Below are 12,557 nucleotides of genomic sequence, written 5' to 3'. Positions count from 1 at the left end.
GGCAGATCTCGTTGCCGAGATCCACGTCGAAGCCGACCACCTTGCCGTCGGCGCCTTTCGATTCGAAAGGCGGGTAGCTTGCGTCGACGCCGAACCGCACGGTCGACCAGTCCTTCGCGTATGCACTGCCGGCCGATACGGCGAGCAGGGCCACGGTCACAGCCGCAAGAATCTTTTTCACTCGGTGACTCCTCGTTTTGTTCGATGGGTGCGCGGTTGTGCCGCGCCGTAAGCCTTCGGCCCGTCGCGGCTTCGCGTCGGACAGTCCGTTTCGCCCGCCCGATGGGGGCGCGCGACGTGCGGAAGATTATCAAGACAAAATACCGGCAGGGCGCCTAGGACAAGCCCCGATACCGGGCCCGGCGGCGGCGCGTCGGATGCGCCGCCGTTTCACACACAGGAACGATTCAGCCGAGCGTTTCGTTGACCGCGCGCTGCAGGCACGTGACGAAGTGCGACACGGCGGGCGTGGGCAGCAGGTCGCGCCGCGCGATGATCGACAGGTCGAAGCGCGGCATGCTTTCGTCGAGTTCGGCCGTGCGAATGCCGAGCGGCGCGACCATCGCGGCGAGCGGGCGCGTGAAGCAGCCGATCACGTCCGAGCGCGCGACGAGCCCGAGCGTCACCGCGAACGACATCGGCGAGCGCAGCAGACGTTTCGGCAGCGGCAGCCCGTGCGCCTCGAACATCCCGACCATCACGCTGTGCGGGAACTGCTCGGCGCCGACGGTGACGATCCACTCGGCGTCGAGCAATTCCTCTAACCGGCGCGCCTGCGCGAGCGGATGACCGTCGCGCATCACGATCGTGAATTCGGTCGACAGCAGCGGCAATTGCGTGAAATCGCGGTCGAGCGCGGGCACATGGTGCATCGCAGCGATGTCGAGCGTGCCGTTGCGCAGTTGCGCGAGCGCGTCCGGCACCGTCATTTCCTCGAGATGCAGGCTGACGTTCGGCATTGACTGGCGAAACGCCGTCACCGCGTGCGGCAACGCGGTCAGCGCGATCGACGGCATCGTGCCGACCGCGACGCGGCCCGACATCTCGCCTTTCACCTGCTCGACGGCCTCGACCGTGCGGCGGACGTCGCCGAGCAACTGCTCGGCGCGCGGCAGCAGCGCCGCGCCGCAGGCGGTCAGCTCGACGCCGCGCACGCTGCGCACGAGCAGTTCCGCGTTGAGCGCCGTTTCGAGCTCGCGGATCGTGTGCGTGATTGCCGGCTGCGTGACGCCGAGCTCCCGCGCGGCGGCGCGCAGGCTCTTCAGGTGCGCGGCGGAGACGAATGCCTGGAGCTGCGCGATGTTCAGGGGATTGCGGATGCGGGTCATCGGTCGGGTCCGGTTGGTGCGAGCGGGAGCGGTGGGTTCGGGGGCCGAGCCCGCTGAAGGTCACGCATCGGCGCGCGCGCGGAATGCCTGCCGATAGCGCTGCGGCGACGTGCCGACGATACGCGCGAAGCGTTCGCGAAACGCGGTGACCGAACCGAACCCGGCTTCCGTCGCCACGTGTTCGATCGACAGCTCGGTCACCTCCAGCAACTGCTGCGCATGCCGCACACGCGCGGTCTGCAGCCATTGCCCGGGCGACGTGCCCGTCTGCTCCTGGAAGCGCCGCGTCAGCGTGCGCACGCTCGTCGACGCCTTGCGCGCGATCGCGTCGAGCGTCAGCGGCTGGCGCAGGTTCGCGTGCAGCCAGTCCATCAGGTCGTGCAGCCCGTCGCCGCCGGCCGGCCATTCGGGCGCGATGAACTGCGCCTGCCCGCCTTCGCGCACGCGCGGCGCCACCGCGCTGCGGGCGGCGTCGACGGCGACCGCCGCGCCATAGTCGGCCTGGATCATGTGCAGGCACAGATCGAGGCCGGCCGCCGCGCCGGCCGAGGTCAGGATCTGGCCGTTGTCGACGAACAGCACGTTCGGATCGACGTCGACGTTCGGGTAGCGGCGCGCGAGTTCGGCGGCCGCGAGCCAGTGCGTCGTCGCGCGCAGGCCGTCGAGCAGCCCGGCTTCCGCGAGCACGAACGCGCCGCTGCAGATCGATGCGATCCGGCATCCGCGCGCGGCCGCCGCGCGCAGCGCGTCGAGCACGCGGCGCGACGTGGGCGCGAGCGGCACCGACGTGCCGGGGACCATGATCGTGTCGGCGTCGGCCAGCGCATCGAGGCGAAACGGCGGGCGCAGCTCGAACAGCTCGCCGCCGACGCGCGGCTGTTCGCTGCACACGCGCACGCGGTACGCCTGCTCGACATTCGGCGCCCGCACGCGCGCGAACGTATCGCAGGCGACGCCCAGATCGAACGGCACGACATCGGGCAAGGCGAGAACGGCGACCGTGTGCATGGCGTTCGAGGCTGTGGCCAGAATCCGTTGAAAGATGTCATTCTAGCCAATGGCTCGACTCGGCGCCACACGCGACAATCGCGGCGGACCACCTGGAGGCCTGCCGATGAAACAAGACGATCGCAACGCGTTGCGGAACCTGCAATACCTGTCGCTGCTGGAGGCGACCACGCTCGTCGTGCTGGTGTGCGTGGCCGTGCCGCTCAAGCATCTGGCCGGCTATCCGGTGGCGGTATCGATCATGGGTCCGGTTCACGGCATCGCGTTCGCGATGTACGTGTGGGCGGTGGTCGGCACCGCGTCGAGCGGGCTATGGAGCAAGGCCGAGGTCGCGCGGCTGGTGCTGTCGGCCGTCGTGCCGTTCGCGGGGCTGGCGAGCGCCGGCTGGATCGCGCGCAGGCGGCACGCGCGATGATCTACCTGATGCTGAAGGCCGTGCATCTGGCCGCCGTCGTCACGTTCGTCGGCGGGCTGTTGTTGTCGTCCGTCGCGGTGCGTATTGCGAATCTCGCCGTGCATCGCGCGGTGCGGCGCTGGGATCGCGCGGTGACGGCGCCTGCGCTCGCGATCGTCTGGATCGCCGGCATCGCGCTCGCGCTGAGCGGCCACTGGTTCGGCGCCGCGTGGCTGTCGGTGAAGCTTGCGCTCGTCGTCGCGCTGTCGGTGCTGCACGGGGTCCTGGCCGGCACGCTGCGGCGCATGGAGCGCGACGACCTCGTCGTCGTGCCGGCGCCGTGGCTCGGGCACGCGGCCGGCGTGGTGATCGTCGTGATGGCGCTCGTCGTCGGGCTGGCCGTGATCAAGCCGTTCTGATGGCGCGAATCACGCCAGAGCGATTTCCACTGCCGCCAGCGTACGACGCCGAATCCAGCCGCTCCCCAGCCGGATCGCGAGCCAGTACGGTGTGAACAGCGCGCGCGTGCGCGCGCTCGGGCAATGGACGAAGGTTTCGGTGCGCAGGATGTGCGCGCCCGACGCGAGCCCGACCACCTCGAACCGCAGCACCAGCTTCGCATCACGCGGGTCGTCGTGCCGGACGAAGGCGTCGGCATCCGCGAGGGGGCGCACGTCGGGCGTCGGGCGCCAGAAGCGGCCGACGAGGCCGAGCGACAGCGACGTGTCGTCACGGTGGAGCGGCGTGAAGGTGTCGAAGCCGAAGCGCGCGCGTTGGGGGCGGGCCGGCGCGTGGCGTAGCGCGCCGGCGATGGCCGCCGGGAATTCACGCACCGTCAGCAGCGTGTCGATGACGGGATCGGCGCGCATGTCGAGCGACGCGACGACGTCGATGATGCGCGCGGGCGGCGCGCCGATCGGCTGCGATTCGTGCACTTCGTGGAAGCCGAACGACGGAATGAACGGCGGCTTGCGCGCCGAGGCCCGGGTGCTCGATTCGGAGACGATGCCGAGTGTGTTCATCGCGACTCCTGAAGGCAAAACGCGATCGTAGCACCGGGCGCGAACGGGTGTCGCGCCGTTTGCGCGCAGCGCGTCGCACCCGCAAAAAAAGCCTGGAAACTCGCGTTCCCAGGCTGGAGACCATCAACGAGGATGGTGGAGGAGACGATACCGTCCCGATGCGCGCCGTCCTTCTGCCGGCGACGTCGCGCAGGTCTCGCGCTCAGATGGCCCAGCCGCCGAGATAGAACGTGACGAGCACGGCCGCGATGAGCACGGTGCCGACGTTGAGCTTGCGGAATTCGCCGCTGGCGACGCGGCCGATCACGAGCGTCGAGAAGCCGAGCATGATGCCCGTCACGATGTTCGCGGTCAGCACGATGAACACCGCGCACACGAGGCCCGACATCGCGTCGACCATGTCGTCCATGTGCAGCTTGCTCACGCTGCCGAGCATCAGCAGGCCGACGTACATCAGCGCCGGTGCGGTGGCGTACGACGGCACGAGGCCCGCGAGCGGCGAGAAGAACATCACGACGAGAAACAGCAGGCCGACCACGGCCGCCGCGAGGCCCGTCTTCGCGCCGGCGGCCACGCCGACGCTCGACTCGATGTAGGCCGCCGCCGGCGCGCCGCCGAGGAAGCCGGAGAAGATCGAGCTGATCGAATCGGCGGTCAGCGCACGGCCGCCGTTGATGATGCGGCCGTTCCCCTCGAGCTGGCCGGCTTGGCCCGCAACCGCGCGGATCGTGCCGGTCGCGTCGAATACGGCGGTCATCACCAGCGCGAGCACGCTCGGCAGCACGGCCATCGACAGCGCGCCCTTGATGTCCATCGCGCCGATCAGCGACGCGTGGCCCGGTGCGCTGAGCGACGGCAGCGCGAAGATGCCGCGGTACTTCACGCCCGGATCGAAGATCAGGCCGAACACCGAGATCGCGATCACGACGAGCAGGATGCCGCCCGGCACGCGACGCTTTTCGAGGCCGAAGATCGCGGCGAGGCCGACGACCGACATGATGACCGGGAACGCGGTGATCTGGCCGAGCGAGACCGGCAGGCCGGCGCCCGGGTTCTTGATCACGAGGCCCACGTCGTTCGACGCGATCAGCAGCAGGAACAGGCCGATGCCGATCCCGGTGCCGTGCGCGACGCCCGCGGGCAGGTTGCGCAAGATCCACGAACGCACGCCGGTGACCGAGATGCCGGTGAACACGAGCCCCATCAGGAACACCGCGCCGAGCGCGACCGTCGGAGGCAGCCCCTTGCCGAGCACGAGCCCGAACGCGGTGAACGCGGTCAGCGAGATCGCGCAGCCGATCGCGATCGGCAGCTTCGCCCACAGGCCCATCAGCAGCGAGCCGAACGCGGTGGTGAGGCACACCGCGACGAACACCGCGCTCGTGTCGAAGCCGGCCTTGCCGAACATGCCGGGCACGACGAACACGGAATAGACCATCGCGAGGAAGGTGGTCACGCCGGCAATGATCTCGCGGCGCTGCGTGCTGCCGCGCGACGAAATGCCGAAGTACCGGTCGATGGCGCCGTTGGCGCCCAGGCCGGGTTCTTCCGCGCCGACGCCGACTGTCGGCTGCACCGGGGTATCACTCATGAGCTTGCTCCTTTATCAGCATGCTGAAACGGCTCGTCGCGAACCGTCGTCAGGGTGTCTCGTATCTGGTTGGATTGATCGGCAACGTCGTGGGGACGCATGACGCGTGGTGTGTGTCGTTACGGGCGAGTCGAAACGATCGCGAGGGTGTCGCGTCGTGCGACGCGTTGCGGTGTCGACCCCGTCACGTGTGCTTTGCCGTAGCGAAGGTTAGGCGAGCCGCCCATCACGTCCCATCGGGGGAAGAGCATGCAGCGCATGTCGCAGCGCTTATATCGGCGTGCGACGGGGCTCCGTCGCGCCGGCCCGCGTGTATACGCCTAGTTCGAATCCGTTAAGGCGACTATTTGAATGCAGGGTCGGCGGGCAGCGCGCAAGCGGGCGAGGCACTGGATTTTACGAATTGCTTTCAGAATGAGGCCGGAAGCCGGCGCGAACCGGGGCGGGTGACGGGATTCGCCGCCGCGCAGAACCTGCATCCGGACGATACGACTGGCGCGCGTGCGCGGTTTCCGTGTCGGCGCGGGCCTCAATCGTGCGCGAGATGCGCGAGATACGCGCAGAACATGTCGGCCATCGCGGCCGAATAGGCGTCGATTTCCGCCGGCGTGCGCGCCGTTTCGGAGAACGCCTTGCCGCCCGTGGTGAGCGTCGTCAGGATCAGCTCGCACGCGAGCGCATGCGTGGCGTCGGACACGTCGGGCAGCGCTTCGCGCATGAACGCGCTGAACGCCCGGTTGCCCTCGGCCTTCACGTCCTGCGCCTCGGGGGCGTCGCGATAGAGCGGGGCGGCATCGTCGAGGGCGATCCGCATCGGCGCCTCGTCGCATTCCGAACGGATGAACGCGTGGACGGCGGTGCGCAGCCGCTCGGGCGGCGTCTTCCGCGTGTCTTGCAGTATCCCGCACAGCATGTCGTGCGTCTGCCGCCACTCGTCGTGCTGGAGCCGGAACAGTACGGACGCCTTGTTCGGGAAGTACTGGTACAGCGAGCCGACGCTCACGCCGGCCCGCTCGGCCACGCGCGCCATCGTGAAGCGCTGCGCGCCTTCACTCGCCAAAACCTGAATAGCCGCCTGCAGGACGTCCTCGACGAGGCGGGTCGAGCGCGCCTGCCGAGGCTGCTTGCGCGTGGCGATCGGGGCGTTTCGGCGGTCGGTCATGAGCGATTTGCCAATGCGAATAGTAAAACCTGAATAGTTCGTCATATTCTAGTCGGGTGCACTGACGCACTCAACTGCTACCGGAGATATCGCATGACCACCCTGATGCTCGACCCGCTGGCTTCGCTGCTGGCGCGCCTGTTCGACGAAGCCGATGCGTCGTCGCCCGCGACGAGCCCGGCCTTCGCCAACGTGTCGCGCGACGAGCAAGCGCGGCTGATGCGCAGCAAGACGGACTACGCCGATCTGTATGCGCGCCTGAAGGATTACCCGCTTCCCGTGTCGCGCGAGACGGGCATGCTGCTGTACATGCTCGCGCGCAGTGGCGGCGCGAAGGCAATCGTCGAATTCGGCACGTCGTTCGGCATTTCGACGCTGCATCTCGCGGCCGCGCTGCGCGACAACGGCGGCGGGCGGCTGATCACGAGCGAGTTCGAGCCGTCGAAGGTCGTGCGCGCACAGGCGAACCTGGCGGCGGCCGGATTGGCCGATCTCGTGGAGATTCGCGAAGGCGATGCGCTGCGTACGCTGGCTAACGATCTGCCGGATGCGGTCGATCTGCTGCTGCTCGACGGAGCGAAGGCGCTGTATCCGGAGATTCTCGCGCGGGTCGAGCCGCGGCTCAGGGCGGGCGCGTTCGTCGTGGCCGACAACGCGGAATACAGCCCCGACTATCTTGCTTACGTGCGCGCACCGGAAAACGGCTATCTGTCGGTGCCGTTCGGCGGCGACGTCGAATTGTCGATGCGGACACGCTGACCAGACGGAACGAGGGTGCCGGTGATTTCACGCTTCCCCGCATCAAATATAGGATGGCTGATTAAATCGACGCATGACGAAAGGCGACGGGATGACGCCCGTCGCTTGCGACGTCGTGCGCATCACTTCAGGAACACGTAGCGCGCGAAGTACGGAAAGCGGCCGACCGCATGCTCGGTCGTGCAGGTCGCGGCCGGCGGCGTACCGCCCGCGGTGTCGAGCCGCTGCACGAAGCGCACGCCGGCGAGCGTGCCGGTTGCGGCCGGCGTCGCCGCGAGCAGCAGTTGCGGAACGCTGGCCGTGTTTGCGCTCGGCACTTCCGCGAGCTTCTTGCCGGTAATGCGGCTGCCGTCGAGCGCTTCCCACGACGGCCCCGCACCGTGCCGCACGACGAGCGTGCCGCTTTCATCGAACAGCATCGCCTCCGGGCGCTTGAAGGCCCACGCGAGCCGGTGGTCGGCGTCGTATTCGCACGCATAGATCTGCACGCCGGTCGCGGTGGTCGCCAGCACCGGCGTGGCCGGCGCCGGCGGCGCGAGGCCGGCGGCCTCGTCGGCGTGGGCGGGCGCGGTGAAAGCCGCCAGGGAAAGGCCGGCCGCAAGGGCCAGCAGCATGTCGCGTGTCGGGGAGCGGCTTGGCATGACGGGGCGTCCTTTCAGGTCGGGTGACGGTCGTATGGCGTCGATCCCGTCAACGTTAGACGCCGATCGCACAGGCTGCAATGCAGAAATGACAATCGCGGCGATAGTCGCCGCGATTGCCGCAGGGCGGGCGCGCGATCAGCGGATGACCTGCGTCGAGCCGACGTACAGCGGCTGGCCGAGCACGAACAGGAATTCCCATGCCTTGTCGCGCACCAGCGCACGGCTGTCGATCAGCTCCAGGTTGTAGATGCCGCGCTTCGCGAGCATGTACTGGTTGACCGGGAATTCGTCCTGCGTGTGCGGATTCGGATAGACCTCCGACGCCCACGTGTCGCCGCCGAACGCGACGATCCCCTGGTCGGCCAGCCACTTCGCGGCTTCCATGCCGATGCCCGGCTCGACGTCGAGGAACTGCTTGTCGTCCTTGCCGATCAGCTCGAGCCAGCCGGTGTTGAACAGCACGACGTCGCCCTTGCGCAGCGTCAGCTCCTGCTTCTTCAGCACGGCCTGGATGTCGGTGACCGTGAATTCGGTGCCGCCCGGCACGATCGGCTTGCCGTAGTAGGCGGTCATGTCGAGCACGACGCCGCGCGTGACGATCGGCGGCACCTTCTCGACGCCGAGCTTCTTCACGCCGTCGACGGTCACGAAATCGGCCGCGCGGTTGCCGTTGTAGTACACGTTGTCGATGCCGATGTGGCCGATGCCGTTCAACTGCGTGCCGACGCCGGTCCATGCGTTGACGAGTTCGTCGTTGAACGTGAACTTGTTCGGGCCGAGGCTCTTGCCGGCCTGCTGGCCGACCTGCACGTTGTACAGCCGGAAGCTGCGATGGCGGAACGCCGGCAGGTGCTTGTCCACCGGCACGGCCAGCGGATAGGTCTTGCCGGCCTTCACGAGGCCGACCGCCTGCTTGATGACGTCGGGCGTCAGCAGGTTGGCCGCGCCGATTTCGTCATCGGCGCCATACACGGACGGATACCAGTCGGCCGCCGGGGCGGCCGGCGCGGCGTGCGCCGCCTGGGCTGCCGCGAGCGGCAAAATCGCGGCGAGCGCGAGCCGGGCGAGCGTTGCTTTCATTTCAGATTCCTGTCTATCGTTATGCCGCGGCCTGCGCGAGCGTCGGGTAGTCGGTCAGGCCGTGGGCGCCGCCGCCGAACAGGGTGTTGCGATCGTGCGGTGCGAGCGCGGCGCCGGTGCGCAGCCGCTCGGGGAGATCGGGGTTCGCGACGAACGGGCGGCCGAATGCGACGAGGTCGGCCCAGCCGGCGGCGATCGCTTCGCGGGCGCGCTCGGCGGTGTACGCGCCGGCATAGATCAGCACGCCCGGGAACGCGGCGCGCAATTGCTGCTTGAAGGCGACCGGCATCAGCGGCGCGTCGTCCCAGTCGGCTTCCGCGATGTGCAGATAGCCGACGCCGAGTTCGCCGAGCAGCTTCGCGGCGGCGAGGTAGGTGGTTTCCGGGTCGTCGTCGACGCAGCCGTTCAGCGTGGTCAGCGGGGCGAGACGGATGCCGACGCGCGACGCGTCGCCGGTCCCTTCGATCAGCGCCTGCGTGACTTCGCGCAGGAACCGCAGCCGGTTCTCCAGCGAGCCGCCGTACGCATCGGCGCGCGTGTTCGCGTTCGAGTCGATGAATTGGTTCACGAGGTAGCCGTTCGCGCCGTGCAGCTCGACGCCGTCGAAGCCGGCTTCCATCGCATGACGGGCGGCAGTGCGGTACTGGTCGACGATCTCGCGGATCTCGTCGATCGACAGCGCGCGCGGCTCGGACGCCTGCACGAAGCCGGGCGTGCTGCCGTCTTCACCGGCGATGAACACGTTCACGCCCTTCGCCTGGAGCGGCGACGACGATACGGGCTGCTGGCCGCCGAGCAGGCTCGTGTGGCTCAGCCGGCCGACGTGCCACAGCTGCGCGAAGATGCGGCCGTGCGCGGCATGCACGGCGTCCGTCACCTTGCGCCAGCCGGCGACCTGCGACGGCGTGTGGATGCCGGGCGTCCACGCGTAGCCCTTGCCGAGCGGCGCGATGTAGGTGCCTTCGCTGACGATCAGGCCCGCACTCGCGCGCTGCGCGTAGTACGCGGCCATCAGTTCGTTGGCTTCGTCGCCGGGCTGGCTCGCGCGCGAACGCGTCATCGGCGGCATCACGATGCGGTTCGGCAGCGTCAGCGCGCCGAGTCGCAGCGGTTGGAAAAGCGGGTCCTGGGTCATGATGGATTCCTGTCGGTGCCGCGGCCGGCGGGCCGCGGATGGGTCATATCGGATGAAGCCGCCGCGTGCTCAGTCCCACTTCGGCGCGAGGCCGGCCGGGTCGACTTCGCGGCCGTTGCGTTCGAGCGCGGCGATCTGCGCCATGTCTTCGTCGGTCAGGCGCAGCGTCTGCGCGAGCAGGTTGCTCGCGAGGTTCTCGCGCTTGGTCGACGACGGAATCACCGAGTAGCCGAGTTGCAGCGCCCACGCGAGCGCGACTTGCGCCGGCGTCGCGTCGTGACGCTGCGCGATCGCGCCGATCACCGGGTCGCCGAGCACCTTGCCGTACGCGAGCGTCATGTACGACGTCACGTGGATGCCTTCGGCGTTCAGGAACTCGACCAGCTTGCGGTTCTGCAGGTACGGGCTCAGTTCGATCTGGTTCGTCGCGATCGCGTCCTTGCCGACCGCCGCGATCGCTTCCTTCGTCAGTTCGATGTTGAAGTTCGAGATGCCGATCTGGCGCGTGAGGCCCTTCGCCTTCGCATCGGCCAGCGCGGTCATGAACGCGTCGATCGACACGCCGTTGCCCGGGGCCGGCCAGTGGATCAGCGTCAGGTCGACGACGTCGGTGCGCAGCTTGCGCAGGCTTTCCTCGAGGCTGGCCGCCAGTTTCTCCGGCGCGTAGTTGTCGACCCAGATCTTCGTCGTGAGGAACAGGTCTTCGCGGCGCACGCCCGATGCGGCGATCGCTTCGCCGACTTCGGCTTCGTTGCCGTAGATCTGTGCGGTGTCGATCGCGCGGTAGCCGACTTCGAGGCCATTGCGGACCGAGTCGATGACCACCTGGCCTTGCAGGCGGAAGGTACCGAGGCCGAATGCGGGAATCTTGCTCATCATGTGCTCCTGAAAGAGGGGGAACGATTGCGGGATGGACGTCATTCTGGCGCTTGAGACTGATGAAATAAACGCCTTTAGAGGTCAAAAATATTTGATTTGAAATCAAATATTGGCCGGCAATTCGCCTATTGGAAGACGCTCGCCGGCCTTATGCGGCGAGCGTCTGCGGATTCGTTTTCGGATGGAATGCGGGCAGCACGTCCGCTGCGATTTCGGCCATCGTCTCGTCGAGCGGCCGCCGGTTGCGGCGGAAATGCAGGCCGATGTGCCGCACGCCTGCGTCGCGCATCGCCGCGAGTTCCTCCGTCAGCGCGATGCGCCCCGCGCGGGCGCCGAAGCGGTGCCGCTGCAGCGGTTCGTGCGGATCTTCCGCGAGGTCGAGGTGGATGAAGCTCACGTACGGCTTGTCGCCCGCCACCGCCCGCCAGTTCGCGGCGCGCTGCAGGTGATCGGCCGGCGTGCCCGGATACGCGAGGCAGCCGTCCATGTGCTCGCCGATCCACGCGGGCGTCTGCTGCGCAAGGCCCGCGACGAGCAGCGGCACCGGCGAGCGGGCGGCGGGCAGCACTTCCAGGCCGGGCGGCAGATGCCCGCGCGCGCCGTCGCGCAGCAGCGCGATCTGGTCGCGGAAGTTCGCGCCGCGCGACGCGAAGTCGCGGCCGAACAGCGGATATTCGACCGGCCGGTCGCCGCTCGCCACGCCGAGCAGCAGGCGCCCGCCGCTCAGTTCCTGGATCGTCGCGGCCGATTTCAGCGTCAGCAGCGGCTCGCGCAGCGGCAGCACGACGGCTGCGGTGCCAAGCAGGATGTCGCGCGTGATGCCGGCGAGGTAGCCGAGATACGAGAACGTTTCGAACACCTGAGCGGCGTCGCCGAACGACGGGTCGTACACCGGCACGTCGCGCACCCAGAGCGCGCGAAAGCCGAGCGTGTCGGCCAGTTGCGCGAGCTCCGCGTGGATTTCCAGGTCGGGCTCGCCGGGGTGGCGGCCGTCATGCCGGCGTTTCGCGTTGCCGGACGGCGTCCAGTCGTTGTCGAGCGGCAGTTCGATGCCGATGCTGAAGCCGCCGGCGGCGAGCTTGTCGAGGGAGGGGGACATGATCGGGTTGCTCCGTTCAGACCGCGCGCAGGCTGCCGTCGAGCCGGTAGAAATCGAGCGACGAAGCGGTGAAGAACGAGCGCGACGTGCCGGCGGCGAAATCGTCGATGTGCACGACAGTGGCGCGATCGGCTTCCTGCCACGAGATCGCGTAGGTCTCGCCGGCGATGGGCTGCCACGTGTATTCGACTTCGCCCTTCGCGCCCGCGTACGGGCCTTCGGTGATCTCGTAGCGCATGTGGCGGCCGTCCTCGTCGTACGCGTTGAGCGCGGTGAGGCCGTCGTAACGGACTTCGAAAGTCTTGCCGGCGAACGGCGGACGTTGGGTCGATGCGTTCATGCTGGTGGCTCCTGTGAAAAGGTGACGTTCAATGGGCGAGTTCGACGGGTTCGGCCGTGCGTGCCGGCAGGCCCTGACGGCTGTCGAGACGGCCGCTCAATGCGGTGAGCGCAAAC

General features: G+C 68.3%; 15 protein-coding genes. 3 read left to right on the top strand and 12 right to left on the bottom strand.

The window, feature by feature from the left end; all coding sequences use genetic code 11:
* The 3 genes from JMF90_RS07035 to JMF90_RS07025 form a co-directional block, all read right to left on the bottom strand.
* Positions 1-181: transporter substrate-binding domain-containing protein (locus tag JMF90_RS07035; RefSeq protein WP_201325003.1), on the bottom strand; the 181-nt coding region annotated here is incomplete at its 3' end.
* Between the two features lie 226 nt (positions 182-407).
* Positions 408-1,328: a LysR family transcriptional regulator gene (locus tag JMF90_RS07030; protein ID WP_011548997.1), complete on the bottom strand. Its 921-nt coding sequence runs from the start codon at positions 1,326-1,328 to the stop codon at positions 408-410.
* A gap of 60 nt (positions 1,329-1,388) precedes the next feature.
* The gene (locus JMF90_RS07025) at positions 1,389-2,336 is read right to left on the bottom strand and encodes a GlxA family transcriptional regulator (protein WP_011548998.1); all 948 of its coding nucleotides are present in this window, start codon (positions 2,334-2,336) and stop codon (positions 1,389-1,391) included.
* A 106-nt stretch (positions 2,337-2,442) separates the two neighbouring features.
* Between JMF90_RS07025 and JMF90_RS07020 the strand changes: the two genes are divergently transcribed.
* Positions 2,443-2,751: a DUF3817 domain-containing protein gene (locus tag JMF90_RS07020; RefSeq protein WP_023475797.1), complete on the top strand. Its 309-nt coding sequence runs from the start codon at positions 2,443-2,445 to the stop codon at positions 2,749-2,751.
* Positions 2,748-3,149, top strand: coding sequence for a CopD family protein (locus JMF90_RS07015; protein WP_011549000.1), 402 nt, complete (start codon positions 2,748-2,750; stop codon positions 3,147-3,149). The genes JMF90_RS07020 and JMF90_RS07015 overlap by 4 nt, the downstream gene beginning before the upstream one ends.
* A gap of 9 nt (positions 3,150-3,158) precedes the next feature.
* Here the strand turns inward: JMF90_RS07015 and JMF90_RS07010 are convergent, their stop codons facing one another.
* The 3 genes from JMF90_RS07010 to JMF90_RS07000 form a co-directional block, all read right to left on the bottom strand.
* Complete coding sequence (locus JMF90_RS07010) at positions 3,159-3,752, bottom strand: hypothetical protein (RefSeq protein ID WP_011549001.1); 594 nt, start codon at positions 3,750-3,752, stop codon at positions 3,159-3,161.
* 202 nt (positions 3,753-3,954) lie between these two features.
* A complete protein-coding gene (locus JMF90_RS07005) occupies positions 3,955-5,343 on the bottom strand; it encodes an NCS2 family permease (RefSeq protein ID WP_011549002.1) in 1,389 nt (462 codons plus the stop codon).
* A 529-nt stretch (positions 5,344-5,872) separates the two neighbouring features.
* The gene (locus JMF90_RS07000; RefSeq protein ID WP_011549003.1) at positions 5,873-6,550 is read right to left on the bottom strand and encodes a TetR family transcriptional regulator; all 678 of its coding nucleotides are present in this window, start codon (positions 6,548-6,550) and stop codon (positions 5,873-5,875) included.
* Between the two features lie 48 nt (positions 6,551-6,598).
* Here JMF90_RS07000 and JMF90_RS06995 point away from each other — a divergent pair, with 48 nt between their 5' ends.
* Complete coding sequence (locus JMF90_RS06995; RefSeq protein ID WP_011549004.1) at positions 6,599-7,264, top strand: O-methyltransferase; 666 nt, start codon at positions 6,599-6,601, stop codon at positions 7,262-7,264.
* Positions 7,265-7,386: 122 nt separating this feature from the next.
* Here JMF90_RS06995 and JMF90_RS06990 read toward each other — a convergent pair whose 3' ends face one another.
* The 6 genes from JMF90_RS06990 to JMF90_RS06965 all read right to left on the bottom strand — a co-directional run bounded on the left by JMF90_RS06990 (position 7,387) and on the right by JMF90_RS06965 (position 12,441).
* Positions 7,387-7,905: a DUF3455 domain-containing protein gene (locus JMF90_RS06990; RefSeq protein WP_011549005.1), complete on the bottom strand. Its 519-nt coding sequence runs from the start codon at positions 7,903-7,905 to the stop codon at positions 7,387-7,389.
* 138 nt (positions 7,906-8,043) lie between these two features.
* Entirely contained in the window at positions 8,044-8,988 is a 945-nt protein-coding gene (locus JMF90_RS06985; protein ID WP_011549006.1) for a cyclase family protein, read from the bottom strand.
* Positions 8,989-9,007: 19 nt separating this feature from the next.
* Positions 9,008-10,123 (bottom strand): alkene reductase, encoded by a 1,116-nt coding sequence (locus JMF90_RS06980; protein WP_011549007.1) that lies wholly within the window; start codon positions 10,121-10,123, stop codon positions 9,008-9,010.
* A 69-nt stretch (positions 10,124-10,192) separates the two neighbouring features.
* Entirely contained in the window at positions 10,193-10,999 is an 807-nt protein-coding gene (gene dkgB / locus JMF90_RS06975; RefSeq protein ID WP_011549008.1) for a 2,5-didehydrogluconate reductase DkgB, read from the bottom strand.
* A gap of 151 nt (positions 11,000-11,150) precedes the next feature.
* Positions 11,151-12,101 carry an LLM class oxidoreductase gene (locus JMF90_RS06970; protein ID WP_011549009.1) on the bottom strand — a complete coding sequence of 317 codons (951 nt, stop codon included), beginning with the start codon at positions 12,099-12,101 and terminating at the stop codon, positions 11,151-11,153.
* A 16-nt stretch (positions 12,102-12,117) separates the two neighbouring features.
* The gene (locus JMF90_RS06965) at positions 12,118-12,441 is read right to left on the bottom strand and encodes a hypothetical protein (RefSeq protein ID WP_011549010.1); all 324 of its coding nucleotides are present in this window, start codon (positions 12,439-12,441) and stop codon (positions 12,118-12,120) included.
* Positions 12,442-12,557: the final 116 nt, after the last annotated feature.

It is taken from the genome of Burkholderia sp. E168m23, from assembly GCF_016586125.1.
Classification (GTDB): Bacteria; Pseudomonadota; Gammaproteobacteria; order Burkholderiales; family Burkholderiaceae; genus Burkholderia; species Burkholderia orbicola.
Note: the sequence above shows the minus strand (reverse complement) of the source record. Positions and strands in the feature narration are given on the sequence as shown.

What these genes read in the sequence shown, in the direction of transcription:
- JMF90_RS07010 (WP_011549001.1), bottom strand. Translation starts at nt 3,752, where the DNA reads ATGAACACACTCGGCATCGTCTCCGAATCGAGCACCCGGGCCTCGGCG.
- JMF90_RS06965 (WP_011549010.1), bottom strand. Translation starts at nt 12,441, where the DNA reads ATGAACGCATCGACCCAACGTCCGCCGTTCGCCGGCAAGACTTTCGAA.
- JMF90_RS06980 (WP_011549007.1), bottom strand. Translation starts at nt 10,123, where the DNA reads ATGACCCAGGACCCGCTTTTCCAACCGCTGCGACTCGGCGCGCTGACG.
- JMF90_RS06990 (WP_011549005.1), bottom strand. Translation starts at nt 7,905, where the DNA reads ATGCCAAGCCGCTCCCCGACACGCGACATGCTGCTGGCCCTTGCGGCC.
- dkgB (WP_011549008.1), bottom strand. Translation starts at nt 10,999, where the DNA reads ATGAGCAAGATTCCCGCATTCGGCCTCGGTACCTTCCGCCTGCAAGGC.
- JMF90_RS07015 (WP_011549000.1), top strand. Translation starts at nt 2,748, where the DNA reads ATGATCTACCTGATGCTGAAGGCCGTGCATCTGGCCGCCGTCGTCACG.
- JMF90_RS07020 (WP_023475797.1), top strand. Translation starts at nt 2,443, where the DNA reads ATGAAACAAGACGATCGCAACGCGTTGCGGAACCTGCAATACCTGTCG.
- JMF90_RS07030 (WP_011548997.1), bottom strand. Translation starts at nt 1,328, where the DNA reads ATGACCCGCATCCGCAATCCCCTGAACATCGCGCAGCTCCAGGCATTC.
- JMF90_RS07000 (WP_011549003.1), bottom strand. Translation starts at nt 6,550, where the DNA reads ATGACGAACTATTCAGGTTTTACTATTCGCATTGGCAAATCGCTCATG.
- JMF90_RS07025 (WP_011548998.1), bottom strand. Translation starts at nt 2,336, where the DNA reads ATGCACACGGTCGCCGTTCTCGCCTTGCCCGATGTCGTGCCGTTCGAT.
- JMF90_RS06995 (WP_011549004.1), top strand. Translation starts at nt 6,599, where the DNA reads ATGACCACCCTGATGCTCGACCCGCTGGCTTCGCTGCTGGCGCGCCTG.
- JMF90_RS07005 (WP_011549002.1), bottom strand. Translation starts at nt 5,343, where the DNA reads ATGAGTGATACCCCGGTGCAGCCGACAGTCGGCGTCGGCGCGGAAGAA.
- JMF90_RS06985 (WP_011549006.1), bottom strand. Translation starts at nt 8,988, where the DNA reads ATGAAAGCAACGCTCGCCCGGCTCGCGCTCGCCGCGATTTTGCCGCTC.
- JMF90_RS06970 (WP_011549009.1), bottom strand. Translation starts at nt 12,101, where the DNA reads ATGTCCCCCTCCCTCGACAAGCTCGCCGCCGGCGGCTTCAGCATCGGC.